The sequence below is a fragment of the Peribacillus sp. NPDC101480 genome, assembly GCF_050277335.1.
GTDB lineage: Bacteria > Bacillota > Bacilli > Bacillales > DSM-1321 > Peribacillus.
In genome coordinates this window covers 1,138,092-1,162,609 of sequence record NZ_JBNNSB010000001.1, presented here as the reverse complement: position 1 = coordinate 1,162,609, position 24,518 = coordinate 1,138,092, and the positions used below count along the sequence as shown (strand labels likewise).

Below are 24,518 nucleotides of genomic sequence, written 5' to 3'. Positions count from 1 at the left end.
ATGCTTCTTTTTCTGGTCATTCATTTAGCATATGCCGAACAATCAATGCCTCTTTGAGATAACCAATGATAGGTATTGCCCTTGATGACTAATTTCGATTTCCTTAGGTCTGAGATATTACCGCACCCGAGTGCAGTCATGATGATCTTTAAATCTTCATGTATGTAATTTATTTCTTTAATCAGTTGTCCCAAGCCCAGCTCTTTATAGAGCTTGAGGAAATGCCCGGCCAAGCCGACACCCTTCGCTCCTAATGCCAGGCTTTTTGTAATTTCCAGAGGACTTTGAATTCCGCCTGATCCAATGACTGATAGCTGTGGTGAAACATTAACTGCTTCGACGATCGAAGCGGCTGTCGGTATGCCCCATTCATTGAAATATCCGAGTATTTTTGCGCGTCTCTCATTCTCGATTTTAGCAAAATTCGTTCCGCCAAACCCGCCTACATCAATGATCGAAATACCAATAGAATGTAATTGCTGCACCGTTTCCATACTCATCCCAAATCCAACCTCTTTTACGATGACAGGGATTCCGATCGTTCTATTGATTTTTTCAATTCTCGAAAGGGTACCGGCAAAATCCCTGTCCCCTTCAGGCATCGTCAATTCTTGAATTACATTGATATGGATCTGAAGGGCATTTGCACCGATCATATCGCTGGCCCGCTTAGCCTGTTCGACTGTTGCTTCGCCACCGAGATTACCAATCAACACACCATTAGGATTTTCCTGCCTTACAACTTTAAAAGAAGCCTGCTGGCTAGAATCCTTGATGGCTGCCATTTGAGATCCGACCGCCATGGCGATTCCTGTTTCCCGAGCAGCAATGGCTAGGTCACCATTCAATTTTTCGGTTTCAGGGCCTCCGCCCCCGGTCATGGCATTTATGAAAATTGGCGAACTTAATTCAAGTCCGCCAACTTCTGCTGTGAGGTTCACATTATTCAAGGAAATACCTGGTAAGCTTTGGTGAATAAACGAAATATCTTCTAATCCTGTTTTATGCTGCTGCCCTGTCTTTAGCGCAAATTCTATATGATCTAATTTTCGTTGTTTTCTCTCCAAGAACATCACCATTATTATCTTATTTTAGTTTTTTCAATTGATCACCGATCATTTCACCTAGCTGAAAGCCCTTCGATTCTTCAGGGATCTCATAATCCGATGTATTGTAATTAGCTTGAGGTTCTTCAAGTTCCTTAATGCTCAATGATAGACGTTGATCCGTTTCATTGACTTCCAGCACCTTCACTTCGACAGACTGACCTTCTTTAAGCACTTCTTGCGGCGTGGCAATATGCTTGTGGGAAATCTGGGAAATATGAACAAGCCCTTCCACCCCTGGGAAAATCTCCACGAATGCACCGAAAGAAACAAGGCGTTTGACGATCCCTTCCAGTGTAGAGCCTTTGGCCGCTTTTTCTGCAATGCCTGCCCAAGGTCCCGGAAGGGTATCTTTAATGGAAAGTGAGATCCTTTCGTTATCACGATCGATGGATAGTACTTTAACTTGCACTTTATCCCCTTCGGAAACGACATCGGATGCCTTGTCGACATGCTGATGGGAAAGCTGGGAAATGTGGACAAGACCGTCTACGCCCCCAATATCCACGAATGCACCAAAATCGGTAATCCTTTGGACCACGCCCTCAAGCACTTGACCGCTTTCAATCTTATCCAAAACATTTGCTTTTTGCTTTTCCTTTTGTTCTTGGACGACTGCCCGATGCGAGAGGATTAAGCGATTCTTGTCTTTCTCAAGTTCAACGATCTTGAATGTTAAAGTTTTGTTTTTGTAATCAGAAAAATCTTCAACGAAATAGTCTTCTACTAGAGAAGCCGGAACAAAACCACGTACGCCTAGATCTACAACAAGCCCGCCTTTGACGACATCTTTAACTTCAGCCTCAAATACGTCTCCATTTTCAAATTTCAATTCCAGGTCATCCCATGCTTTAAGAGCGTCAATTTTACGTTTTGATAGAATGAGAGCTTCTTCTTCGACCTTAATGACTTCCAGCTCCAATGCATCACCTTCCGAAACGGCATCTGACGCCTTTTCGACATGAAGGCTTGAAAGCTCACTGATTGGTATGATTCCATCAGTCTTGCTGTTTTCCACATCGACAATGACCTGTTTTTCTTCTACCTTTGAAACGGTTGCTTTAACTTGATCCCCAACTTTGTAATTGTTCACTTCTACCTGGTTCATATCTTCTGTCATTACTAACTCCTCCTTAACCCATGACTGATCAGCAAATTTCCTCTTCATCGGCCACATTTTTTATTTAAAGTGGTTCAATAAAAACACTTTCCTAATAAAGATAAAAACAGTTTTTTTAGAGTAATAAAGTTATATTCCTTTTTATCGGCAATAAGGAACAATACCCTTATTTTATAAATTCTAACAAAATCAGAAAATTGTCAAGTATGAAGGACTATTTATGCTCGGAAATCAATTTCCCGATTTGGTCCATGATGATTTTGGTAGCTTCATCGGCTGATATTTTCTGTTCGCGATATTCAGTAAAATTTATTGGAGGACCGTAAACGACCTTCAACGGACGCAAAAATTTATATGGGCCGATGATTGCACATGGTATGATAACGGCATCAGACCGCAAAGCGAAAAATCCAGCCCCCGCCAAACCTTCTCCCAATTCACCAGTCTTGCTTCTGGTTCCCTCGGGAAACAGTCCGATCGCCTTGCCCTCCTTCAAAAGCTTTAAACCTTTTCTCAGGGATTCCCGATCGCTATTGCCCCGCTTCACGGGAAATGCATTTACTCTGGGTAATATACCCTTTAAAACAGGTGCTTGAAACAACTCTTCTTTCGCCATGAAATGAATATCCCTAGGAGATGTCATTCCAACTATGGGCGGATCAAAATTATCAATGTGATTGGCACAGATCAATACTCCGCCCTCTTTAGGGATATGTTCCTTTCCGAGCGCTTTAACCCTAAACGAAGGCGTTAAAACGCCTTTTACGATGTTCTTGGCAAATGTGTAAAAATCCAATGTCATCTTTTCCTCTCTTCTATTAAAGACATGATACTTTCTGCAACTTCCTGAATCGATAATGAAGTCGTATCGATTTCGATAGCATCCGCAGCCTTTTTCAGTGGCGATACCTCGCGTTCCGAGTCCAGCTTGTCCCTTGTTGCAATTTCCTCCCTTAACTTTTCAATATCTGAAGGAAAACCTTTCAATAAATTTTCCTGATGCCTCCGCTGTGCCCTTTCGTCCACAGATGCGATAAGAAATACCTTTACTTCGGCGTTGGGTAAAACATGCGTACCAATATCCCTGCCATCCATGACGACACCGCCATTTTCACCAAAGATTTGCTGCCTGCGAACCAATTCTTCCCGGATGCTTCGGTGCTTTGCCACTTCCGATACGGAACCAGTCACTTCATTATTCCTGATTTGGGCTGTCACGTCCTCATTATCCAAGAACACCAACTGTCCATTTTCACTTGGTCTTAATTCGATTTCCGTATTGATGAGAACTTCTGATAACGCTGGTTCATCATCAAGAAGAATCTTTTGATTAAGGGCCTTATAGGTAAGGGCCCTATACATTGCACCTGTATCCACATATATGTAATTAAACTTTTCTGCAACAATTTTAGCAACCGTGCTTTTTCCAGCAGCAGCTGGTCCATCGATTGCGACTGATAATTTTTTTTCCATAAATCCTCCCAAGAATCCTACAATCATGCTGATTATTTAGTACCCTTTCATTTTATCACAACTAGCGGGAAAATCATTAATAAAAGGGATGTGTAGGTTCAAAATCACCTTAGTTCTTTTTTTATCACTACAGCCATCAATAGTTATCCTTTTTTGAAAATCTTCATACAAAAAAGCGGATCACCGCTTCAGACTGTAGACAATTCATAGAAAAACGGGTTTGCCTGCAGTATTTTCATTAAATTGTTCAATCTAGGTAGGGGTTTTTTCCATATAAAAAGGAAAATATATTTTACTTCTAAATCACGGTTCGGAGGAGATTCCTAACCTCATTTTGTCAACAAGATGAAATTAATCACCGCTTTTACTATCGGTCCCATTGAATGTTTCAATGATTTTCGTATAATTATTGCTGGTGACACCTTCATATCTCGAGAGCTTGGTCAAATCAATGATTTGATCCTCCCTGCTCAAAAGGAATTGGAAAAAAAATAAGCAGGCCAATTGAATGATGATCACTTTAATTAATAGTCTTTCAAATGTTTTCATAAGCCGCACCCTCCATCTGTTTATATTAGCAGTATGGATGGAATCGCTGTTTTTCATTCAATCATATTAAACGTGCAATCCTTTTTTCTTTAATTCGACCTGCTTTTCAAATATAAACCTCATTAATGCCTGTACATCATTTTTTGTAGGTTCAAGAAATTTGACGTGCAGCAGCATATTTCCATGCTCTTTCTCCGTTACGCGAATGATTTTGCTTTTTAACCTTAAATAATGAATCTCACCTGATTTAAGCGTGAGCGCCATCCACAGGTATAAATGGGAAACCGATGGTATATCAGTGCCTTTTAAAAGCCTTATCGAAGCCCCGCCTGCACTTATATCCTCTGTTAATGCGCGAAAAGGGGGAAACTCGGAATGTTCTGGATGAATGGCTGTATCCAGGGTTACATCCAGGCGCACGTATTGCCTCCGTTGGATTTTCACAAACGTTTCTCCTTCGGGCAGCAAAATTTGCATCATGGGTATCCTGCCTTTCACTTTTCCAAGCACTTCAGAATCAAATATATAAACAGCCTGCTCTTCATTGGAAAATGTGACGTTCAATAGTGTCCCATCCATAAGGAATGCAGTTTTACCAGTCTCTAAATTGATGGGAAAGTCGGTATAGACACAGCCCTGTCCCATTTCGACAACCATACAATTGAACTTTTCCTTCTGTGATGAGTATTTCGGTTCGAGCATTAATATATCACCAATTTTAAACATTGTTATCCACGTCCTTTGATAGAAAGGGAACCACGTAATATTACCTATTTATTTCCCATATTATCCAATAATCATTTACGTTATTATGTCATGAAATAAGAAAAAGGGAAAGCGACTAAGCACATTTCCCTGCAACTAATGATTCATGTTAACAATTAACATTAAATTAAATTCTCGTATATCGGTTCGGAATTCTTTAATTTTTCCACCTTTTCTTCTTGACCGGTATCTGCATTAATGAAAATACGGTAGGTATCATCTTTAATCGTACCGAGAAATTCATAACATAGGACTTCTTCACCAATATCATTGGTGATTAACGCTTTTCCTTCTTCCATTATTTTTACATTATTGTTGATTTTGTCCTTAGCTTCTTTCTCGGATATGTTCGGATTCGCTAATTCCCTGGTTTTATGTGATTTTAAATACTCGTCGGCTGAAAATCCAATAATTGATCCATCATCCAATGCGACTTTGACCTTGACTGAATCCGGATAAATCTTGACGCCATTTTCTGATGTCACGAAATTCAATAACGCGATATTATCGTACTGAGCACTTTCAAATAATTCAAGTGAACTGAAATCATGTTCCTTTAAAAATTCTTCGGCTTTTGTATAGGCTTGATTCAAATCAATATTTGTTTTATTCACGTCCCTATTATTGATATACCAAATAGGGTAACCGCCTTTTTTTGTCAAATCCATATTCAATTCGGTATCGGAATCTTTATCGAGGATGCTCACACTATAAAATCCAAAATCGGAACCTTTTCCGTTTTCCTCCACATTCACCTGCAAATTTCTGCTTTTTGAGTGTGCATAGTTTTTAGCTGTCGCAATGGCTTCTTTTTTTGTTATGGTTTCACCTTGCAAATTTTTAAAGTTTTCATCCCTCTGTTGTGCAGATGTAAAAGTCGGATTCATCTCATTCGTTTCGCCGTACCCAGATACTTTTTTCTCCACCGTCTTTAATCCGTCGATGATCGTGTTATCCGAATTTTCTTTCCCTGATGCAAGAGCCATTTCGACATCCATCCATCTTAAATTGTTTTTCAGGACTAGATATTGCACTTTTCTTAACTCGCCCTGGATGTCCCCTGCCTGTGTGTACAAGGATTGTAGAGTCGCATATTCCTTATCATTCAATGGTTCTTTTTCAAGGTCACGTACTGCTGTTTTATAACTGAAGTCTGCAATTTTCGATAAAAATTCTTCGGTCTTATTAAAAGGAAGTAAGGTCAATGGCAACTGCCCGACATCACTTTGGGCTTCGGAAGTGATACGCCAAACATCCGTTAAAGCCGGACTTAATGAATAACGTGAATTCATGGCCAAAGTACCGCCGACCTTATCATGCAATAAATCCACTTGATAGCTTAAATCATGAAAGGCTCGCTGATACGTATTTTCAGCGTTGATTAATACAGCATTTTTTTCCTTATGTTCTTGATAGCCCCAGAATGCAGTTCCCGCAACAACTACAACAAGCAGGGCAATCACTATATTCCTGATCATTTTCCTTCACCTCTTTACTTACAAAAGATATGTTTTCCGATTCTTTTAATTTGTTCCCTTGACCAGATCCATTTGCTTGTTGCCGTGTCGGGGTTAAAATAATATTCTGCATTACCGCTTGGATCCCATCCATTGATAGCATCCACCACGGCTTCTTTCGCCCTTTCGTTCGGTGTCAGCCAAATCTGTCCATCCGCAACAGCCGTAAAGGCCCCAGGTTCAAAAATCACTCCCGAAATGGTATTAGGAAAAGCAGCACTTTCCACTCGATTCAGTATTACTGCCGCAACGGCAACCTGACCTGTATATGGCTCCCCTCGTGCTTCTCCATAAACTGCATTGGCCATCAACTGTATATCGTTTTGAGAATATCCTCCTGGAAGATTGGCTGTAGTTGTTTTGGAAGGAGCTTTTCCGGAAGCGGCCCCTCCAGACGTAGTGCCATTTCCTTTCGCTTTTACCTGATTTTCAATGGGGACTCCCCCATAATAGGTGAATTCGTTCCCTTTATTGATCTGTTCGTGAACAAATTCTTTATTGAAATTAGAGGCATTCGTCAACTTCTGTTTTGTTGTAGTCCCTGCCAAACCATCTATTGGAAGCCCGAAATCTTGTTGAAAATTCCGAAGTGCCCAATAAGTGCCCCATCCATAGGCTCCATCAATCTTTCCATTATAGTAACCGATGTTTTGTAGGCGTGCCTGCAGTTCAATTACATCGTCTCCAACCGCACCTTTTTGAATGATTTGGCTCGAAAAGGCATTTGTTCTTGTTTCCGGGTAAATTCCGAAACAAATAGTAATACACGAAAACAGCAAAAGCCATTTCCAATTTGACGAAATTCCTTTCATCAAAAACACTCCTCTTTTTCTTGAATTAATGTAATTCTATTTTCTTCTTTACTGGCTTTTTTATTCCAAACATAAAAAAAACGGAGCGGGCAAAATATGCCAGCACTCCGTTTTGATAGTATTCTTCATTTGCTTAGGAATTGATTTTGAGAAAGTTTTTCAGCATGAAAGTCAGACAACAAACGTGCTTTCTTTACTTTTTTCATGCCTAGCCACCATAGATAAATCATGAATGGCATGATAAAGTAAACCCAAAATTTTTGGGAAACTAAAATATAATCGTAAACCCCATGTAACGAAATTGGTATGATCAATGCCAATGATAAATAGACCTTATTATTCGATGCTGAAAATTTCGCCTTGCCCAAATAATATCCCATGATCACACCGAACAAAGCGTGACTGGATACAGGGAGAATGGCCCTGAGAAAAGCATGTTCCACCCCGTTGGCCAACAGATACAAAATATTCTCCATTGTAGCGAATCCAAGGGAGACTGCAGCTCCGTAAACAATCCCATCATACGGCTCATCGAATGCTACATGCTGATAAATGACATAAATGAGTATGAACCACTTGAAGAATTCCTCAAGCAGTGCAGCCCATAAAAAAGCATTTGCTAAATCGGTATTCAAGATATGTTCGGTTTCGAGCACATACTGTATGAACATAATCGGCAATACAAGAAAGACACCGAATAAAAATGTTTTGACCACAACCGATATCGGTTCGGTTTCATATTGATCTTTCAAATAAAAATAGCTCAGTAGCGCCAATCCAGGCGCAATGGCCGCTGACAACATGACCAGCATTAGCTGACCCTCTTTTCATCTTCGTTTCCTTAATCGTACCATGGAATGAAGAAAAACTGAATCCAAGAATCAAGTCTTCCAAATTTTATTTTATCCTTCAGTATTTAAAGAAGATCTCATCTATAGTGTTTTCGCTTGCCAGCATGACAGCTAACTTGATCCGGGCCTTCTTGCTGTCATAGTCTGCGCCTAATATCACACCGCGTTGTTTTAGATCAAATGCGCTGCCTTCATAATCATAAGCTGGGTAAACTTTTCCTTCCTCCGCACTTGTAGTCATGATGATCGTTATGCCTTTATCGATTGCAGCCTGTATGGAAGTTACCATTACAGGGGTAACCTGTCCCCTTCCTACACCCTCGAGCACGATGCCTTTCGCACCGTTTGCAACCGCAGCATCAATAAAGAGGCCATCAGCGCCTGTATGGCACTTGATGATATCCACCCTGGGAATGCAATCCCCAATATCATAACACTCCCTATGTAATGGTTTTTGATAGATGCTGACGACATCATTATCAATTATCCCCAAATATCCATAGCCAAAAGATACGAACCCCTGCAAATTGGAAGCATGAACTTTTTTGACATACTTGGCTGAATAGATTCGCTCATTAAAAACGACTACTACTCCGACATCCCTTATAAGATCACTCGCAGCGCATAATATCGAATTCCTTAGATTGGAGTATACATCGGTGCCCACGTCTTGAGGAGAACGTTGTGAGCCGGTTATTACGATTGGACGTTGATCCTTAGTCGTGACATCAAGGAAATAAGCCGTTTCCTCAAGTGTATCCGTACCGTGGGTCACGACGATTCCCGTGACATCAGGATCCTCCAATTCCTTTTGAATGGCTGATTTAAGCTGCTGCATTTTCTCGAAGGACATGGACATGCTTGAAATCTGGAAAAGATCAACCACTTTAACCTCGATATCGTTGGGCAATTCGCAAAGTGCTGCCAATTCATGGCCAGTCAATGCACCAGAGGCCAACATACCATTCGCTGTTGCTTTACTGGCAATAGTCCCACCAGTCGTTATTAATGATATTTTATCCATACGGTCCCAGCTCCTTATTTATATAATCACTTTTCTTTAACAGCCAAATGATAAGCAATCAATCCACCATGGAACCTGCCGTTCTCGATGAAGATTTCGTTCGCATTATTTCCGGCTGCCAGAACTCCTGCAATATAAAGACCTTTAACGTTCGTCTCCATCGTTTCCTCGTTATATGCGGGCCTTCCAGTCTCCTTATCAATAGTAATGCCCATTGAAGCTAAAAATGAATGATCAGGATGGTATCCAGTCATAGCAAATACAAAATCATTTTTAATGACTTTTTCCTCATCGCCGACATGATAGATGACGCTGTCTTCCGTTATCCTGTCAACATTCGCATTAAACTCCATCTTGATCGTTCCATTGCGTACCAATGATTCGAATTCGGGAAGGATCCAAGGTTTGACACTTCGAGAGTAATCCGATCCTCTATAAAGGACTGAAACCCTTGCTCCTGATTTGACCAATTCCAGAGCTGCATCCACGCTTGAGTTTTTGCCACCGATGACGGCAACATCACAATTAAAGTAGGGGTGGCCCTCCTTGAAGTAATGAAACACTTTTGGAAGCTGTTCACCCGGTATGCACATATAGTTCGGATGATCATAGTATCCGGTCGATACGATGACATGCAGAGCAGTATAGTCACTCTTCGATGTCTTGACTAAAAACTTCCCATCTTCACGCTTTTCCACTTTCTCCACTTTTTCGAATTTATTGACCCGCAATTCTTTCCTTCTGACTACCTCCCTATAATAGGCTAGCGCCTGATTGCGGACCGGTTTACGGTTTTCGATTATAAAAGCGATATCACCAATCTCCAGTTTTTCACTCGAACTGAAAAATGTTTGATGTGTCGGATAACGGTAAATGGAATCAACCACATTGCCTTTTTCAATGATCAGGGACTGTATTCCCACTTCTTTAAGAGCGATTGCAGCAGCCAATCCACAAGGGCCCCCACCTATGATAATGACTTCTTCAACATTCATCTTTATTCCACTGCCTTTCCATGCACTATGTAATTCGTTCGTCTAAATATAAAAACTCCTATCAATACATGATAGGAGTTTTTACAAATCATTTCAATGATAAAGCAATGAACATGATTTTAACTATAATTAATACATGATTTGAAGTTTTTAGATCCAACCGCGGAAGCGAGAAGCTTCAGCCATTTTTCTTACGCCAATCATATAAGCAGCTAGGCGCATATCTACACGTCTTGATTGTGCAAGTTCATATATATTATTAAAGGATTTCACAAGGATTTTTTCCAGCTTTTCGTCCACTTCTTCTTCAGACCAGTAATACCCTTGGTTATTTTGTACCCATTCGAAGTAAGAAACCGTAACACCACCAGCAGAAGCAAGGACATCAGGAACAAGAAGGATTCCGCGATCCGTTAGGATTTGTGTCGCTTCAATTGTTGTTGGTCCGTTAGCTGCCTCGACAACGATCGATGCTTTGATATCTGCAGCATTTTCTTCAGTGATTTGGTTTTCAATTGCAGCCGGAACTAGAATATCACATTCCAATTCAAGCAGTTCTTTATTAGAAATTGTGCTTTTAAACAATTTCGTTACGGTTCCGAAACTATCTCTCCGATCGAGAAGATAATCGATATCCAAGCCTTCAGGATCATGAAGAGCGCCATATGCATCCGAAATCCCAATAACTTTAGCACCAGCGTCGTGCATGAATTTAGCTAAGAAACTACCTGCGTTACCAAAACCTTGAATGACGACCCGTGCCCCTTTAATATCGATGCCGCGTTTCTTGGCAGCTTCATTGATACAAATCGTTACACCCTTGGCAGTCGCTGATTCACGGCCATGGGAACCACCAAGCACTAGCGGTTTACCCGTAATGAATCCTGGCGAGTTGAATTCATCCATACGGCTGTATTCGTCCATCATCCAAGCCATGATTTGAGAGTTTGTGAAAACATCAGGTGCCGGGATATCTTTAGTCGGCCCAACGATTTGGCTAATTGCGCGAACATAGCCCCGGCTCAGCCTTTCAAGCTCACGGAATGACATATTACGAGGATCACATACGATACCGCCTTTACCCCCGCCGTATGGCAAATCAACGATGCCGCATTTCAAACTCATCCAAATGGATAATGCCTTCACTTCACGTTCCGTTACATTAGGGTGAAAACGGATACCACCTTTTGTAGGCCCAACAGCATCGTTATGCTGTGCACGGTAACCCGTGAAAATCTTAACCGAGCCATCATCCATGCGGACTGGTATCTTCACCGTTAATAAGCGCAATGGTTCCTTCAACAGCTCAAAAACTTCTTCCGGGTAACCCAGCTTATCCAAAGCTTTATGTATTACAGTTTGGGTAGACCTCAGTACGTCGTGTTTTTCTTCTTCATTTACATGGCTATTGCCTTTTGCCGATTCCATTAAAGTACCTCCTAGAAAATCTCATCCATATATAAAATCTATAATGTACAAATAGTCCTCTTCATGTGCTAGTATACACCTTCGATACAGATATGCAAGAGTAAAAATGGGAATTTAAAAGTTGGAAATATTCTAAAAATGAAAACGTTATCATATCAACTGTTTTCATACACTTTAACCGTATATCTTCTTCGGCCGAGGGCTGAGACAAATAAGGCAAACCGCATTGTTTTTTCCTAATGTGGCTGCCTTGTCTCATTCGTTTTACATCAACTGAAGTGTGTGAGCAAAACATGTATCGCTTCATTTTCGATTATACATGTTCCGTATTCGTTTATGCGGCAGAGTGTCAATGTAGATGCATGGCCATACTCAGCCGCTAAGGATATGACCGTGTCGTAGGTGGTGTCTTTAACATTTTCGATAAGTAAATAGTATCTTCCCTCAAAATGATAAAGAGTACTTTTAAGCAAACCTTGAAAAGATAATCTGTGAGATAATTGGACGATATCTTCAAAGTCATTGAAAACATACAGAATATGGGGGAAGTCATCAATTTTCACTTGTAAATCCAAGTACTCCTCTTCATCTGTCAATAATTCCTCTTCGTCCTTTGTCACAATGATTATCAATCCTTGAGCAGGCAAGGAGAAAATTTCAATTGCAATGGAGCCACTCATTTTAAAGCTGAGTTCTTCGCATGCTTCTTCGACCATATCCTGAAATAGCTTGTGGACCTTTAAGGAATTCCCTAAAATATCTTCTTTTGTAATGCCTCTATCAATTAAATCATCAAGGGTCAAAAAAATCTTGATTTTATTATTGGTTAATCGCTCCAGCTTCATAAAAAAATGCCCCCTGGTTACCATCTTCATACATCATATGAAGCCTTGGTCGCAGGGTGCATATCCATTATTTCGCCTAAGCGGCGCAGCTAACCTTTCAGCCATTCCTCCCATTTAGATTGCGTGTCCCCCATTAAAACTCCGCTGAAGGCCGTACGGTTTTCTTCGGATATATCGCTCAGCGCCGCACCGCCAAGACCCACCTTCAAATCCGGGAAATCCTTTATTAACGATTCAAGCAGCATAAATGTTCCATCAAGATTCTCTTTCAGTGAACATGACATGAATAGGTATGAGGGCTTTATGATGTTTAAAACGGTGAAAAGGTCCTTATCAGCAATGGATTCACCTAAATAAATGGTTTCATACCCTTTCCGCTTCAAAAAAATGGTGAAGACCAACAGTCCAAATTCATGTTTTTCACCGGGAGCACAAACGGTAAGGGCTTTCGGAAGGAAACCATTAGTCGGAATCGCATGCATGACTGAACTGATCCTGGATTTTAGGATGTTCGACGCAAAGTGTTCATGAGCGGAAGTAATTTCTCCCCTTTCCCACTTATCCCCAATCTGAACCAATATTGAACCGAGTATTTCAACTATGGTTTGTTCGATTGTATACATACTGAATGCTTGGCTTATCAGCATATGGGCTTTATTTTCATTGAAATTTAATAGAGCTTCAATCAATTCATCCGATAACTTAACCGTTTGTTCATCCTTACGGTTCGTTTCAGGAACTCCAGGCGCTAGAGTGCCTGTACTTTCGAGAAGTGAAACGGCTTGGCTTATTGTAAAACCTTGCTTTGTTTTAGTAATGAGCCACTTAAGGATTTGCAGATGTTTTTCAGTATACAGCCGGTGCCCCGATTCATTCCTGACAGGTTCGATAAATTTATAGCGCCTTTCCCAAGCCCTAAGGGTTCCCGACTGAATGTCCAGCAGTTTTGATACTGCCTTTATATTATATTTACCTTCTTGCATGGTTTTACAAGGCCTCCAATAACTGTACGATCATTTGATGAAATTATAGTGGATTTTTCAAGGTCTGTAAAATCCCGGTATGCTCGCTTAAAAGCAGCCTAATAGGATTTTTCCACAGCTTCGCCTATTTCAGTGTCTGTCCCCCTTTTCAGGGTGAAGAGGTGCGTTTCAGGCTTAGCTTCAAGCCTTAAAGGCACTGCGCTTGTCCCATAGCCATTACTCGTCATATATATACAGTCCCCCTCTTTTTTAACGCTTCCGATTTGATAGGGCCCGAATCCGAATATGCGAATCTGCCCGCCATGGGTGTGACCTGACAGGACAAGACTAATATGGTGTTCCGGAGTCAACTGTTTCTTCACCAATGGATTATGGCTCACCAAAATCCGGAAATCTTCATTCCCGCAATCCGACAGGGCAAGGTCAAGCCTATCACGTTCTTCCGATATATCATCAATGCCCAGAAGAGCGATTTTACTGCCATTCTGAGACTCAAAAGAAACAGCTGTATTATCAAGGATCTTCACCCCATGTTTCAAAAGAGTCGCATCCAGTTCATGGAAGTCGCCTTCATAATCATTATTACCCCAAACAAAATAAAGGGGACCAAGTTCTTTTAGTTTCAATAAATTTTTTTCCACACGTTCTAAGGGAACCCCGCTTTCCCTAATGTCACCGCCGATTATCACCAAATCTGCCTTGTCACGTGTTTCCTCAATCAATTTATCCGCAACGATTCGCCGATGAAGATCGGAAATGAAAAAAATCCGCACATCGCCAAAGCCTTCAGGAAAGTCTTTAAAATATAGGTCTTGAGAAATCACCCTATCTTGCATAGCCGTACGCCACATGTAAAAGATCGTGGCAAATGACAGCAGGATGATGATTAAAAATAATCCAGATAACCATAACATCTTCGTTAAACCTTCTTTCCATCCTTATCCAAACGTACTTTCATATAACCATAAAACGGTATTACCCGCAATTAAATATGATTTAACGCGAACATCATTTATTTTCATGATATAAGTTAATATCATAATTCTTCTTCATCATTTCAAAAACCTTATGGCGATTTTTCCATTCTTCCTCTTTTTCCCACAATTGCTTACTTTTGTTAATGATTTCACAGCGTAGCAGTTGAAACTCCTTTTCAGCTTTATCTAGCTTTTTTTTAATTAAAACCATATATCCATATAGACCAATTGCTGCCGCCAAAAAAAGGAAATGGCTAAAATGGTCGACGAAAACACTAAACATACTGAAAAAGGAATAGGAATAAGGTACAACGATATAAAAATAAAGATAAATCATAAAAAGGACAGCAACAATCATGGTTGCCCATAAGCTTTGAAGGTGCTTCTTTTTAAGTGCCTCGAATTTTTTCTTCCGATCCACGACATTTTGCAGCATTTGTTTTGTTGCTTGATCCGTTTTCTCATCCAGTAAAATGATTGTCGATTCCATCGCATTTCCTCCTCTGCTCTTTCAAATCATGATATGAAAGAGTAGAGGAAAAAATGATAATGTACCTGACACGATTGCCTTCATACTTACCGAGTCAAACAATTTTAAAAACACCCTGCCTATAAAAGACAGAGTGCCATCATTATTTCTTGATTGGAATTTTCAATACTTGACCTTTGGAAATTTCATTGCCATTCAGCCCATTCCACTCCCTGATCAGAGCAATCCCTTCCTGTGATTTGTAGTAATTCATGGAAATGCGAAATAATGTTTCTTCACCTTGAACAGTATGTAAGACAACTTTGTATCCCTCTTTATCCGTTTTAGCGGCTTGTACATTTTTCTTTTCTGCTGCTGCTTTCTTTGCCTTTTCCTCAGCTTCTTGCTGTGCTTTGGCCTTTTCCGCTGCTTCTTGCTGTGCTTTGGCCTTTTCCTCTGCTTCTTGCTGCGCTTTGGCTTTAGCCTCAGCTTCTCGCTGCACTTTAGCCTTTTCTTCAGCTTCTTGCTTTGCCTTGGCTTTTTCCTTAGCTTCTTGCTGCGCTTTGGCTTTAGCCTCAGCTTCTTCTTTCTCTTTCTCCGCTTCAGCCTTTGCCGACTCTTTTTCCTTTAAGTCCTCTGCCGTTGCTGTAGTTGGAATCGATTCTTTATCTTCCTCTTTTAAGACGACTTGGTCACTTTTAGTAACAGGTACAGGCCTATCCTGCAGATATGTATAAAGGGTATAAAATCCAATTGGAAGCAAAATAAAAAATAACGCTAATAATTGTATCATTGGGAACTTAATCTTCACTTTACTTTTTTTCTTTTTATTCTGGTGGACTTTGCTGCGCTTGGGCAATGATGATTTAGCCTTCTGACGTTCAATTCGCGAACGAAGTTCACCAGCCTGATCATTTTCTTTTTCATTCTTTTGTACCCGGCTCATTCAAGTCACCCCCTTTCTTGCTCAACCCTCTTTGCTTTTTGTTCCTGATTAAAATACCAAGGATAAAGTCAATCAAAAAGTGGGCCGTAATCGTCACGATGATATTATTAGTCATTTCAAATAGAAAACCGATAAAGAAGCTTAAAACCAAAACATTCAAAAATAAAAACCAATTAAAAAGGTAACGATAATGGACGGCTGCAAAAATGAGGCTCGTAAGAAGCAAACCAAAATGTGTTTGCAGCACTCCACGGAATAATAATTCTTCGCTAATCGCCACCACTAAAGCTACGACAAAAATCATCGGGTATGACAAATTACTGAAAATGCGTTCGTTAATACCACCATCATCCTGATAGGAAGAGGGTGTCACTTTCATAAGCAATAAGTCAAATAGCACGACAATGACTCCTGCGGGAATTCCAATCAGCAAAATGTTCAGGTCATCATAGATAAATAAGTCGAAAAAGGCAGAACGGTCTTTAAATAAAATAATACCTAAAAAGATGGCTAACGTTAAGAGAATAATTTGTGTAAGAAACAAATTAAATAGCAACTGTTTATCTGTAAGTTGTTTAATCATTTCAGCTTGCTTATTTTTCATTGCCATATTCCTTCTTTAATAAGATATAAGCCAATTCCTTTTTCCACGAGGAAAAGGAATTGACCGGATCCACCTTGACTTCCGGCCATACATCAGCCATTTTTTCGGTATCCATCCCACAAATATCACAACAGATGGGATTCACTTCCCGATGCTCTTCTCCAAAGTAGTCCAGTATTCCTAAACGTCGACATTCCGGTGCATAGATCCAGTGCAGGAAGTTATGCAGCTTTTCTTGATTCCTGGATTTCCTCTTTTGACAATACTCTTTCATCTCAGCCACTTGATGTAGGTTATTTCCCGTAAACTGGGTAAAAAAACGCAGCTGGACTTCGTTTAACGAAAAGGATTGAGACAGCTGTTCTTTTTCTGAAAGGGTCAAATTCACCGGAATCTTTTGTGATGCATTAAGGAAAGAACATACACCATCGATTTGCGAATCCGAAGGCAACTGCTGCTCCATCAAATGCAGCGGAAGCCCTTCATCCCCTTCGCTATATAATAAGACAGCCACACTTTGCTTACGATCCCGTCCCGCCCTGCCTATCTCCTGAAGATATGCTTCCATCGTCGATGGGATATGAAAATGGATAACATATCTGACATCGGATTTATTCACACCCATTCCAAAAGCACTTGTTGCACATATAATCTTTAACTGGCCAGAAATGAATTGCTGCTGAATCAGCATCCTTTGTTCCTGTTCCATTCCACCGTGATAATAATTGACACTATCAATCCCGTTTTCCTGTAAAAATCCTGTGACAGATTCCGCCACTTTTTTAGAGGAAAAATAAATAATCCCGCTTCCGGTAAATTTCCTGACAAGCTCCAGCACACGTGCTAGCTTCTCATCGTAGCTGAACATTCGCTCGACAATAATTGCGATATTTTCCCGATCAACAGATGATACCGTTTCATTGACCGGCTCAATATTGAGATTACCAACGATGTCCCTCCGGACCTCAGCGGTTGCAGTTGCTGTCAGGGCAAGAGTCAACGGATTGTTCAATTCACGCCTCACTTCTCCTAAATTCAAATAATCCGGACGGAAATCATACCCCCATTGTGAGATGCAGTGAGCTTCATCTATGACGAACAAACCTATATCTATGGATTTCAAGGATTTTATTACACCATCCAGGCTTAACATTTCAGGAGATAAAAAGATAAAACGATAACTATGCAACCGGTCGAAAGCTTTCCTTTTTTGATTTAATGTCAAAAAAGAGTTGAGGGTCAATACACTTTTTTCGCCACTCATCTTCAGCTGATCTGCCTGATCCTGCATTAATGATAATAATGGGGAGACAATTAGGACAGTCTTATTTAAAAGATAAGCCGGCAGCTGGTAGCATAATGATTTACCTGATCCGGTCGGTAGCATCGCTAAGGTATGATTGCCGGACATCAATGATTCAACCACTTCCTTTTGTCCAGGACGGAATTCATCAAAACCGAATTTTTCTTTGAGGACTCGTTCTATATTCATCATCACTCACCTATTTTCGCAAGTACAAGTCTTATTTGGAAAAAGCTTATCTCTTTATTATCGACCATCTGCTTGATTGCTTTAAGCTTTTTTGTTCCAAGTTCCTTAATAGCTTCAGCAATTTTCCTCTCATCCTCGATATTCACATAATCTGAAATCGGAAAACTCTTGTCCGATAAGACAATTTCTACGAGGTGATCTTCGATGGTGTTGACTTTCAATCTGCGGATTTCAGCAATTTCACCCAGACTTTTCCCTTCATGGATGTATCGTAAAGTAGCCTGTGTAGATTGTGTCAAATGAGGATTCCCACTACTTTTCCAATCATTTGTTAATGTGGACAAGAGAGGGTAATCCTTTCCCGTTTCCATTTCAGCAAGCATTTGATGCAATGAGTCAAGGAATGTAAAGCGGACATACTCTTCTTCTACATCCTTCCTTTTTGCAATCTGTTCAAACGTAAGTCCAATCCTGTTTATCCCGGTTATTTTCAAAATGAATATGTCTCGTTTCATATCACTTTGACTTTCTAAAAGGGATATCAGTTCATCATATAGATGTTGGGCTATCAATGCTCGATCCTGACGATTGGCATGTAAAAATTCCTTTACGAAGAATTGGATTTTGGGATTTCTTTGTATCGGATAAAAACGTCTTTCATTGTGGACAATATGGGATATGGTTTGAATGAGTAAGTTTAACCTTCCCCAGAAAACCGGGATGATATTGTGATATTTCCAACCATTAATATACGCCGGAAAAGGATTATTTTTAAAGTAATCGACTAACATTCCTTCACCTTGCATACTAATTTCATATGCATCTGGTTTATCCGTTAATTTAATCAAGTCATGCTTAAGTAAATGTTCAATGTTTTGATTTAATTGCTGACGGGTAAATCGAGGTATTGTCCCAAAAATATCTGTTAGCCCGAATAAATGGGCATCCTGGATTGTTTGTGACGATTTCTTCCCCTGCAGCATATGGTATATAGCATAAATGGAGCGTTCGCCTTGAAATTTTTTTATCGCATATAGAATGATGGCCTGTAGATAATTATTCATGGGACTCACATCCTTGTTTCATTTAACCAATAAACCCATTGTAACAAATAACTGCAAAAATCGCCGTTATTATTGATGAATACAAGGAAAATTATGTGACTAAATGACGAATCATGGAAAGAACCAAGTTAAGTATTTCGATGTTTTCCGTTGACATTGTGCTACATGATAGTTATTATCAATACAATTTCTATTGAAAAGTTTGGCATTCGGTCTTACAATAAGAAAGAGATAATAATCTGAAATAAAAAGATTATCAGTTGTCAATCAACTTAGGAGGGGTTATATTCATGGCTAAATTTACTATTGTGGATAAAGAAACATGCATAGCTTGTGGAGCTTGCGGAGCAGCGGCACCAGATATATATGATTACGATGACGAAGGGATTGCATTTGTTACCCTTGACGATAACGAGGGAATCGTTGAAATTCCTGATGTACTTATAGATGACATGATGGATGCATTTGAAGGATGCCCAACGGATTCTATTAAAGTTGCTGACGAGGCATTTGACGGAGATGCACTTAAATTCGAATAACGTACAAGCCATTTTCAATCGAAAATGGCTTTTTTTTTGCCATCTCCCCATCCCAAAATGAAACAGGCATAAAAAAACAACCGAATACGAATATCCGGTTGTTTTTTTATTTCTATCGTTAATGCCATTAAGCATTTTTATATAATGTTTGTTTATTGATCCATGTCTGTAATTTAATGAACAGCAACATGAATACGGATGTGATGAGTACGCCTTTTATCACATTGAAAGGCAAGATTGCCGTCGTAACGAGCTTTCTTGACTCGGGTGCCGACATTGCATCCCATCCCATAAAGAAGGTATAAGCCGGTAAGAAGACATAATAGTTTAAAACACTCATGAATACTGCCATGGAAACTGTTCCCGCAAGTAAAGCGAATGTCATCCCTTTTTTTGAATTGATTTTCTGAAATACATAATAAGTCGGCAAGACAAACAGTATTCCGGCTATGAAGTTAGCGATATGCCCCACAGGTACAGCAGTCAAGGTCCCTGTCATGACTAAATCCAATAGGTTCTTAATGAACTCGACTAGAATTCCAGCCATCGGTCCGAAAATCAATGCCGCCATCAGTGCTGGTATGTCGCTAAAATCAACATTGAGAAAAGGCGGGAATCCCGGAAACGGGAAATTTAAAAGCATCAATAAATAAGAAATGCTTCCCATCATGGCAAGTGTGACCGTTTTTTTCACTTTGTTCTTTTTCATAGGTCTCTCTCCTTCTTTTTCCGATCTACCTGAAAAAGAGGTTAGGGTTCCAAAATATGTTGATGTTCAATAAAAAAACCTTTAATTCCAATAGAATTAAAGGGATAAATTAAAGGTTACATCAAACAAACGTTCAGCAAATAACTGTTGAAACGCACTCAGGAACCTCCATCTTCTCCCATCCAGACTATACTGTCGGCTTTGGAATCGCACCAAATCCTGCCTTGTAAGGCTCGCGGGCTTAGAAGAAGAAACTCTTCATCACCGCCGGTGGGGAATTGCGCCCCGCCCCGAAGATAGATCTATAAAATTTTTTTATACTTCCCATTATATCTGAATTACCTGTTTTTTGATAGCACTTTTTTTCTCAGTTGATTCATTCAGTATGAATATCGATCGTCACAGTGAATGGCTTAAAATAAATAGTGGATACACAAAATGAAGATTCGAAATAATAAAAATTATTTTTTTACACTATTCAATCCTTGATGAAGCCATTTATATCGCGACATTAAACAGATGATCAGAAGATTACCATTCTATTAAGCGCTTACATCCAGTTAAGCCAAATTGACATATTCAGCATTTCAATTGTAAAATTAACTGAAATTTAAGATAATTTTTTCCTAGGAAGGTGTTAAGTCGTGTATCGGATTTTAGTAGCAGACGCCATTAAACCAGAAGGACTCGGACCGCTATCTGAGGCATCCAATATTCATCTTATTCAAAAGACCGTAGAGGAAGCTGCAAACGAACTTGATCAGATTGATGCAATTCTTGTAAGAAGTGCTACGAAGGTTTCAGAGGATTTAATGAACCGTATGCCGCAGCTAAAAATTATAGCACGCGCTGGTGTCGGTGTTGATAACATAGATATCCCCTCGGCGACAAAACGCGGGATTGTCGTGGTTAATGCACCTGACGGCAACACCATTTCAACAGCTGAACATACATTCGCCATGATGGCATCATTAATGCGCCACATTCCGCAAGCTTATGCTTCACTGAAGAATGGGGAGTGGAAACGTTCTTCATATACGGGTACTGAACTTCGTGGTAAAACATTAGGAATAGTTGGCTTTGGACGTATCGGAGGGGAAATTGCCAAACGCGCTAAGGTATTCGGCATGGATGTCATTGTCTATGATCCGTTCCTTACTGTCGATCGTGCAAAGAAAATGTCCGTAACTGCCCTGCCGTTAGATGAATTGCTTCCTAAAGCAGACATCGTTACTGTTCATACACCACTTACGAATGAAACTAGAGGATTAATCAATAAAGAAAAACTGCTTACCTGTAAAAAAGGGGTTTATGTACTTAACTGCGCCCGGGGCGGTATTCTGGACGAAGATGATTTATATGAAATGTTAGTTCAAGGACATGTCGCAGGGGCGGCACTGGACGTTTTCGTCGAAGAACCTCCAATTGGCCATAAACTGCTTGAACTGGATAGCGTCATTGCTACACCTCATCTGGGTGCTTCAACTAAAGAAGCCCAATTAAATGTTGCCGTACAGGTTGCCCAGGAGGTATTGACCTATTTCGAAGGAAATCCAGTCTCAAGTTCGATCAACCTGCCAGCCATATCTAAAGAAGTGTTTGAAAAAGTACAGCCATTCTATCAACTTGTTCAGCAAATGGGATCCATTGCTTCTCAGTGCATGAATGAAGGAATTCAGGAGATCTCCGTTACGTATGCCGGAGAATCATTGGATTTCGATACAGCGATTCTTACAAAAAGTCTAATCTCCGGCTTTTTCAGATCAAGAGTCGATGCATCTGTAAATGAAGTGAATGCCTTGTTGATCGCAAAAGAGCGTGGCATAACCGTTGGTGAAAAAATCTCTACGAACTCTTTAGGTTACTCGAATTTGATCAGCCTTAAAGTAAAAGGTGACCACCGTGAATTAACGATCAGTGGGACCTATATCGAAAATTACGGTTCTCGAATTGTAAGTTTGAATGGTTTCAAAATCGACTTTCATCCAGAACCGAATTTACTTTATATCCAGCATACCGATAAACCTGGTGTAATCGGTAACGTAGGTAAGGTCCTGGGTGATCACGGAGTGAATATCGCCACCATGCAGGTTGGCCGTAAAGAAGCTGGCGGGGAAGCCATCATGGTTTTGAGCTTTGATTTACCATTGGAAGATAACATGAAACAATTTTTAATGGAAACGGAAGAAATTACATTCATGGCCCGTATTTCATTATAAGACAAAAAAGTGCCCGTCAGCGCGGGCACTTTTTCTGTGAATGCAAGTGGCTTTTGCTTACCATGGACAGTGTGTTTATAACGCACCATCATATGAAAAGCCTTCATATTTATTAAATCTAAGCCCCCGCTGCATCAATTCACTTGGTTCGGAGCTTTGGGCACCAATATGTCTTCAGTTAAATTCAGCTGGCCTACCTCTTCAATTGGAGCATTTTCAAACTTCACTTTTTCAAAACCAAAATCCTTAGCTATGAAGAGGATGGCTTCTAAAGCTTGAAGGGATTCCTCACTATTTTCAATAGCAGCTTGATCTGATAATTGAATGATCACAAGATCTCCATTCGAGCTTATCCTTTCCCATTTCAGGTCAGGCGGGATTGCAGGTGAAATTCCCTCGATGTCTGCCTCCCCTTTTCCAGCCTGCAGCGCTTCCTCAAAGTCCTGATATCCCATATTGCTTGGAACAAGAAACCTTGGGGAGGACTCATCCTTCTGGTAAAGCAGGTATGTGCGATTTTTTTGATGAGGTATATCCAACTCCTTTAAATATCCCGCATGCGCAAACATGGCACCTTGCTCACCATCTGTAGAAAATGTCATTTTCTCTATATTATTATAGGAAAGAGTCTCCTCCAACGAATGGAGAAAAAGTGTATCTTCATCCAATAGTTGGCTTTTTTCTTGAAAGTCAATATGAGCAGTGGCCGTATCGTTTCCTTGGCTAATCTTTATATCAAGTGGAAAATAATCAGATAGCCCATATTGCTCTTCATTGATATCGGACATTTGATTAACTAACTGTTTCAATGTATCACTTTGATCGTAATCTTTGAGTTTAATTGAAATGGGAACGATGAAATTCATTTGATCATCTGGGATCCCCATCGTAATGATCGATGCATCGTTAAGGTCATTTTGATAAATCGCTTGTGCAAAGTTTTTTTCCTTTTTCCCTTTTCCGGGTTCCATTTCTGAAACCTCGTCTTTAGATTCAATTTTTGCTTGCTTACTCGAAAACTCTTGATAATCCTTTTTATCTTCTGGAGGAATTTCTTTGTTGCTTGCATCCTGCCGTTCATGATCTGCCGTTTCCTTATTTTCAGATAGAGATAATTTCCCACTACTGCCGCTGTCCTCTTGACTTGTCGTTCCTTTTTTTTCGATAATTAACGATGATGCCAAAACAACCATTAAGAATAAGGAGGCAACACCCGCAATTAGAGGTATCCAGTGTTTCTTTCTCTTTTTATCATGTATTCTCGCAAACACCTCTGCCTTGGTTCGGTCATCTTTAAATTTCGGAAGCTCTCGGAGCAAGTCTTCAATTTCGCTTTCTTTCCAACGGGACCTTCTCAATGCGGTGGCCCTCCTTTCCTGATAAATCCTCCATCAACTTTTTAATAGCCTTCAAAGCACGGTGCTGGGTTGTTTTTACCTTACTTTCACTCCAATTCAATACTTCAGCAGTTTCCGTAATGGACAATCCCTGAATATATCGTAAAATGATGACGGATCTTTGATTCGTGGTACACCGGTTTAGGCATTGATAAATATCTTGGATTTCATCGTTCATGATAGCCACTTCTTCGGGAATGGGTTCTTTATCTTTTATCAATTGCCTATCCCAATCAAAGTTGGGAAAGATTTTGTCTTTCCACCCTTTTTGTTTCCGAAAATAATCAATCGTCACATTTCTAGCAATCGAATACATCCACGTTTTTTCACTGCTCTTTCCTTCGAAGCGTTCATACGCCTTCATCACCCGGATATAGACCTCCTGAACAAGGTCCTCAGCCGTTTCTCGATTCTTGGTCATATAAAAAATGAATTGATAAATTTCCTGATGATATTTCTCATAAAGATCGTGGAAAACGGAATCCATCATTTCCCCACATCCGTTCATAAATATAGTCGTCAATCCTAAATAAAAGTTACATACTTCGGCTTTTATATTATTATAAAATTCCGTTAATTTCCACATATTCGGGACTTTCCTAAAAAAAACAAAGGCAAGTTGGAAAGAAATCCA

Annotated in this window: 25 protein-coding genes and 1 riboswitch; of the genes, 2 read left to right on the top strand and 23 right to left on the bottom strand. The window is 40.1% G+C overall.

Annotated elements, in window-relative coordinates; genetic code table 11:
• Positions 1-20: 20 nt before the first annotated feature.
• From fni to ACQKMF_RS05730, 20 genes are all read right to left on the bottom strand, one after another.
• A complete protein-coding gene (gene fni, locus ACQKMF_RS05825; RefSeq protein ID WP_427572116.1) occupies positions 21-1,067 on the bottom strand; it encodes a type 2 isopentenyl-diphosphate Delta-isomerase in 1,047 nt (348 codons plus the stop codon).
• A 19-nt stretch (positions 1,068-1,086) separates the two neighbouring features.
• The gene (gene rpsA, locus ACQKMF_RS05820; RefSeq protein ID WP_101222432.1) at positions 1,087-2,226 is read right to left on the bottom strand and encodes a 30S ribosomal protein S1; all 1,140 of its coding nucleotides are present in this window, start codon (positions 2,224-2,226) and stop codon (positions 1,087-1,089) included.
• A 214-nt stretch (positions 2,227-2,440) separates the two neighbouring features.
• Positions 2,441-3,028 (bottom strand): lysophospholipid acyltransferase family protein, encoded by a 588-nt coding sequence (locus ACQKMF_RS05815; protein ID WP_402938190.1) that lies wholly within the window; start codon positions 3,026-3,028, stop codon positions 2,441-2,443.
• On the bottom strand, positions 3,025-3,699 hold the full coding sequence (gene cmk / locus ACQKMF_RS05810; RefSeq protein ID WP_230176957.1) for a (d)CMP kinase: 675 nt from the start codon (positions 3,697-3,699) through the stop codon (positions 3,025-3,027). The genes ACQKMF_RS05815 and cmk overlap by 4 nt, the downstream gene beginning before the upstream one ends.
• 351 nt (positions 3,700-4,050) lie before the next feature.
• Positions 4,051-4,248 carry a YpfB family protein gene (locus ACQKMF_RS05805; protein ID WP_101222433.1) on the bottom strand — a complete coding sequence of 66 codons (198 nt, stop codon included), beginning with the start codon at positions 4,246-4,248 and terminating at the stop codon, positions 4,051-4,053.
• 66 nt (positions 4,249-4,314) lie between these two features.
• A complete protein-coding gene (locus tag ACQKMF_RS05800; RefSeq protein WP_427572112.1) occupies positions 4,315-4,974 on the bottom strand; it encodes a flagellar brake protein in 660 nt (219 codons plus the stop codon).
• Positions 4,975-5,135: 161 nt separating this feature from the next.
• A complete protein-coding gene (gene ypeB / locus ACQKMF_RS05795) occupies positions 5,136-6,491 on the bottom strand; it encodes a germination protein YpeB (RefSeq protein WP_402938198.1) in 1,356 nt (451 codons plus the stop codon).
• A 14-nt stretch (positions 6,492-6,505) separates the two neighbouring features.
• Positions 6,506-7,342 (bottom strand): spore cortex-lytic enzyme, encoded by an 837-nt coding sequence (gene sleB / locus ACQKMF_RS05790; RefSeq protein ID WP_101222436.1) that lies wholly within the window; start codon positions 7,340-7,342, stop codon positions 6,506-6,508.
• Between the two features lie 125 nt (positions 7,343-7,467).
• Positions 7,468-8,154 carry a glutamic-type intramembrane protease PrsW gene (gene prsW / locus ACQKMF_RS05785; protein WP_101222437.1) on the bottom strand — a complete coding sequence of 229 codons (687 nt, stop codon included), beginning with the start codon at positions 8,152-8,154 and terminating at the stop codon, positions 7,468-7,470.
• A gap of 97 nt (positions 8,155-8,251) precedes the next feature.
• Positions 8,252-9,217, bottom strand: coding sequence for an asparaginase (locus ACQKMF_RS05780; protein WP_402938202.1), 966 nt, complete (start codon positions 9,215-9,217; stop codon positions 8,252-8,254).
• A gap of 26 nt (positions 9,218-9,243) precedes the next feature.
• Positions 9,244-10,212: a YpdA family putative bacillithiol disulfide reductase gene (locus ACQKMF_RS05775; protein ID WP_101222439.1), complete on the bottom strand. Its 969-nt coding sequence runs from the start codon at positions 10,210-10,212 to the stop codon at positions 9,244-9,246.
• 150 nt (positions 10,213-10,362) lie between these two features.
• A complete protein-coding gene (locus ACQKMF_RS05770; protein ID WP_048681753.1) occupies positions 10,363-11,640 on the bottom strand; it encodes a Glu/Leu/Phe/Val family dehydrogenase in 1,278 nt (425 codons plus the stop codon).
• 269 nt (positions 11,641-11,909) lie between these two features.
• The gene (locus ACQKMF_RS05765) at positions 11,910-12,485 is read right to left on the bottom strand and encodes a genetic competence negative regulator (protein WP_101222440.1); all 576 of its coding nucleotides are present in this window, start codon (positions 12,483-12,485) and stop codon (positions 11,910-11,912) included.
• Positions 12,486-12,574: 89 nt separating this feature from the next.
• Positions 12,575-13,468: a MerR family transcriptional regulator gene (locus ACQKMF_RS05760; RefSeq protein ID WP_101222441.1), complete on the bottom strand. Its 894-nt coding sequence runs from the start codon at positions 13,466-13,468 to the stop codon at positions 12,575-12,577.
• A gap of 98 nt (positions 13,469-13,566) precedes the next feature.
• A complete protein-coding gene (locus ACQKMF_RS05755; RefSeq protein ID WP_402938208.1) occupies positions 13,567-14,382 on the bottom strand; it encodes a metallophosphoesterase in 816 nt (271 codons plus the stop codon).
• Between the two features lie 94 nt (positions 14,383-14,476).
• The gene (locus ACQKMF_RS05750) at positions 14,477-14,935 is read right to left on the bottom strand and encodes a YpbF family protein (protein ID WP_034308074.1); all 459 of its coding nucleotides are present in this window, start codon (positions 14,933-14,935) and stop codon (positions 14,477-14,479) included.
• A 142-nt stretch (positions 14,936-15,077) separates the two neighbouring features.
• Positions 15,078-15,860, bottom strand: a complete 783-nt coding sequence (locus tag ACQKMF_RS05745; protein WP_402938213.1) for a LysM peptidoglycan-binding domain-containing protein — start codon at positions 15,858-15,860, stop codon at positions 15,078-15,080.
• Positions 15,838-16,464: a CPBP family intramembrane glutamic endopeptidase gene (locus ACQKMF_RS05740; protein WP_101222445.1), complete on the bottom strand. Its 627-nt coding sequence runs from the start codon at positions 16,462-16,464 to the stop codon at positions 15,838-15,840. The genes ACQKMF_RS05745 and ACQKMF_RS05740 overlap by 23 nt, the downstream gene beginning before the upstream one ends.
• Positions 16,454-17,956 carry a RecQ family ATP-dependent DNA helicase gene (locus ACQKMF_RS05735; RefSeq protein ID WP_427572106.1) on the bottom strand — a complete coding sequence of 501 codons (1,503 nt, stop codon included), beginning with the start codon at positions 17,954-17,956 and terminating at the stop codon, positions 16,454-16,456. The genes ACQKMF_RS05740 and ACQKMF_RS05735 overlap by 11 nt, the downstream gene beginning before the upstream one ends.
• A gap of 2 nt (positions 17,957-17,958) precedes the next feature.
• Complete coding sequence (locus ACQKMF_RS05730; RefSeq protein ID WP_427572104.1) at positions 17,959-19,020, bottom strand: helix-turn-helix domain-containing protein; 1,062 nt, start codon at positions 19,018-19,020, stop codon at positions 17,959-17,961.
• A gap of 290 nt (positions 19,021-19,310) precedes the next feature.
• On the opposite strand from ACQKMF_RS05730, the gene ACQKMF_RS05725 reads away from it, so the two are divergent.
• A complete protein-coding gene (locus ACQKMF_RS05725; protein ID WP_034308087.1) occupies positions 19,311-19,559 on the top strand; it encodes a ferredoxin in 249 nt (82 codons plus the stop codon).
• 127 nt (positions 19,560-19,686) lie between these two features.
• Here ACQKMF_RS05725 and ACQKMF_RS05720 read toward each other — a convergent pair whose 3' ends face one another.
• The gene (locus tag ACQKMF_RS05720) at positions 19,687-20,268 is read right to left on the bottom strand and encodes an ECF transporter S component (RefSeq protein WP_101222448.1); all 582 of its coding nucleotides are present in this window, start codon (positions 20,266-20,268) and stop codon (positions 19,687-19,689) included.
• A gap of 166 nt (positions 20,269-20,434) precedes the next feature.
• Positions 20,435-20,570: riboswitch (FMN riboswitch) on the bottom strand.
• A 342-nt stretch (positions 20,571-20,912) separates the two neighbouring features.
• Here ACQKMF_RS05720 and serA point away from each other — a divergent pair.
• A complete protein-coding gene (gene serA / locus ACQKMF_RS05715; RefSeq protein WP_427572103.1) occupies positions 20,913-22,487 on the top strand; it encodes a phosphoglycerate dehydrogenase in 1,575 nt (524 codons plus the stop codon).
• A gap of 134 nt (positions 22,488-22,621) precedes the next feature.
• Here serA and ACQKMF_RS05710 read toward each other — a convergent pair whose 3' ends face one another.
• Positions 22,622-23,845 carry a hypothetical protein gene (locus ACQKMF_RS05710; protein ID WP_402938224.1) on the bottom strand — a complete coding sequence of 408 codons (1,224 nt, stop codon included), beginning with the start codon at positions 23,843-23,845 and terminating at the stop codon, positions 22,622-22,624.
• Complete coding sequence (gene sigX / locus ACQKMF_RS05705; protein WP_101223453.1) at positions 23,811-24,371, bottom strand: RNA polymerase sigma factor SigX; 561 nt, start codon at positions 24,369-24,371, stop codon at positions 23,811-23,813. The genes ACQKMF_RS05710 and sigX overlap by 35 nt, the downstream gene beginning before the upstream one ends.
• Positions 24,372-24,518: the final 147 nt, after the last annotated feature.

Excerpts from the sequence above, each read along its gene's own strand:
- rpsA (WP_101222432.1), bottom strand. The coding sequence starts at position 2,226 with ATGACAGAAGATATGAACCAGGTAGAAGTGAACAATTACAAAGTTGGG.
- ACQKMF_RS05815 (WP_402938190.1), bottom strand. The coding sequence starts at position 3,028 with ATGACATTGGATTTTTACACATTTGCCAAGAACATCGTAAAAGGCGTT.
- cmk (WP_230176957.1), bottom strand. The coding sequence starts at position 3,699 with ATGGAAAAAAAATTATCAGTCGCAATCGATGGACCAGCTGCTGCTGGA.
- ACQKMF_RS05805 (WP_101222433.1), bottom strand. The coding sequence starts at position 4,248 with ATGAAAACATTTGAAAGACTATTAATTAAAGTGATCATCATTCAATTG.
- ACQKMF_RS05800 (WP_427572112.1), bottom strand. The coding sequence starts at position 4,974 with ATGTTTAAAATTGGTGATATATTAATGCTCGAACCGAAATACTCATCA.
- ypeB (WP_402938198.1), bottom strand. The coding sequence starts at position 6,491 with ATGATCAGGAATATAGTGATTGCCCTGCTTGTTGTAGTTGTTGCGGGA.
- sleB (WP_101222436.1), bottom strand. The coding sequence starts at position 7,342 with ATGAAAGGAATTTCGTCAAATTGGAAATGGCTTTTGCTGTTTTCGTGT.
- prsW (WP_101222437.1), bottom strand. The coding sequence starts at position 8,154 with ATGCTGGTCATGTTGTCAGCGGCCATTGCGCCTGGATTGGCGCTACTG.
- ACQKMF_RS05780 (WP_402938202.1), bottom strand. The coding sequence starts at position 9,217 with ATGGATAAAATATCATTAATAACGACTGGTGGGACTATTGCCAGTAAA.
- ACQKMF_RS05775 (WP_101222439.1), bottom strand. The coding sequence starts at position 10,212 with ATGAATGTTGAAGAAGTCATTATCATAGGTGGGGGCCCTTGTGGATTG.
- ACQKMF_RS05770 (WP_048681753.1), bottom strand. The coding sequence starts at position 11,640 with ATGGAATCGGCAAAAGGCAATAGCCATGTAAATGAAGAAGAAAAACAC.
- ACQKMF_RS05765 (WP_101222440.1), bottom strand. The coding sequence starts at position 12,485 with ATGAAGCTGGAGCGATTAACCAATAATAAAATCAAGATTTTTTTGACC.
- ACQKMF_RS05760 (WP_101222441.1), bottom strand. The coding sequence starts at position 13,468 with ATGCAAGAAGGTAAATATAATATAAAGGCAGTATCAAAACTGCTGGAC.
- ACQKMF_RS05755 (WP_402938208.1), bottom strand. The coding sequence starts at position 14,382 with ATGTTATGGTTATCTGGATTATTTTTAATCATCATCCTGCTGTCATTT.
- ACQKMF_RS05750 (WP_034308074.1), bottom strand. The coding sequence starts at position 14,935 with ATGGAATCGACAATCATTTTACTGGATGAGAAAACGGATCAAGCAACA.
- ACQKMF_RS05745 (WP_402938213.1), bottom strand. The coding sequence starts at position 15,860 with ATGAGCCGGGTACAAAAGAATGAAAAAGAAAATGATCAGGCTGGTGAA.
- ACQKMF_RS05740 (WP_101222445.1), bottom strand. The coding sequence starts at position 16,464 with ATGAAAAATAAGCAAGCTGAAATGATTAAACAACTTACAGATAAACAG.
- ACQKMF_RS05735 (WP_427572106.1), bottom strand. The coding sequence starts at position 17,956 with ATGAATATAGAACGAGTCCTCAAAGAAAAATTCGGTTTTGATGAATTC.
- ACQKMF_RS05730 (WP_427572104.1), bottom strand. The coding sequence starts at position 19,020 with ATGAATAATTATCTACAGGCCATCATTCTATATGCGATAAAAAAATTT.
- ACQKMF_RS05725 (WP_034308087.1), top strand. The coding sequence starts at position 19,311 with ATGGCTAAATTTACTATTGTGGATAAAGAAACATGCATAGCTTGTGGA.
- ACQKMF_RS05720 (WP_101222448.1), bottom strand. The coding sequence starts at position 20,268 with ATGAAAAAGAACAAAGTGAAAAAAACGGTCACACTTGCCATGATGGGA.
- sigX (WP_101223453.1), bottom strand. The coding sequence starts at position 24,371 with ATGGATTCCGTTTTCCACGATCTTTATGAGAAATATCATCAGGAAATT.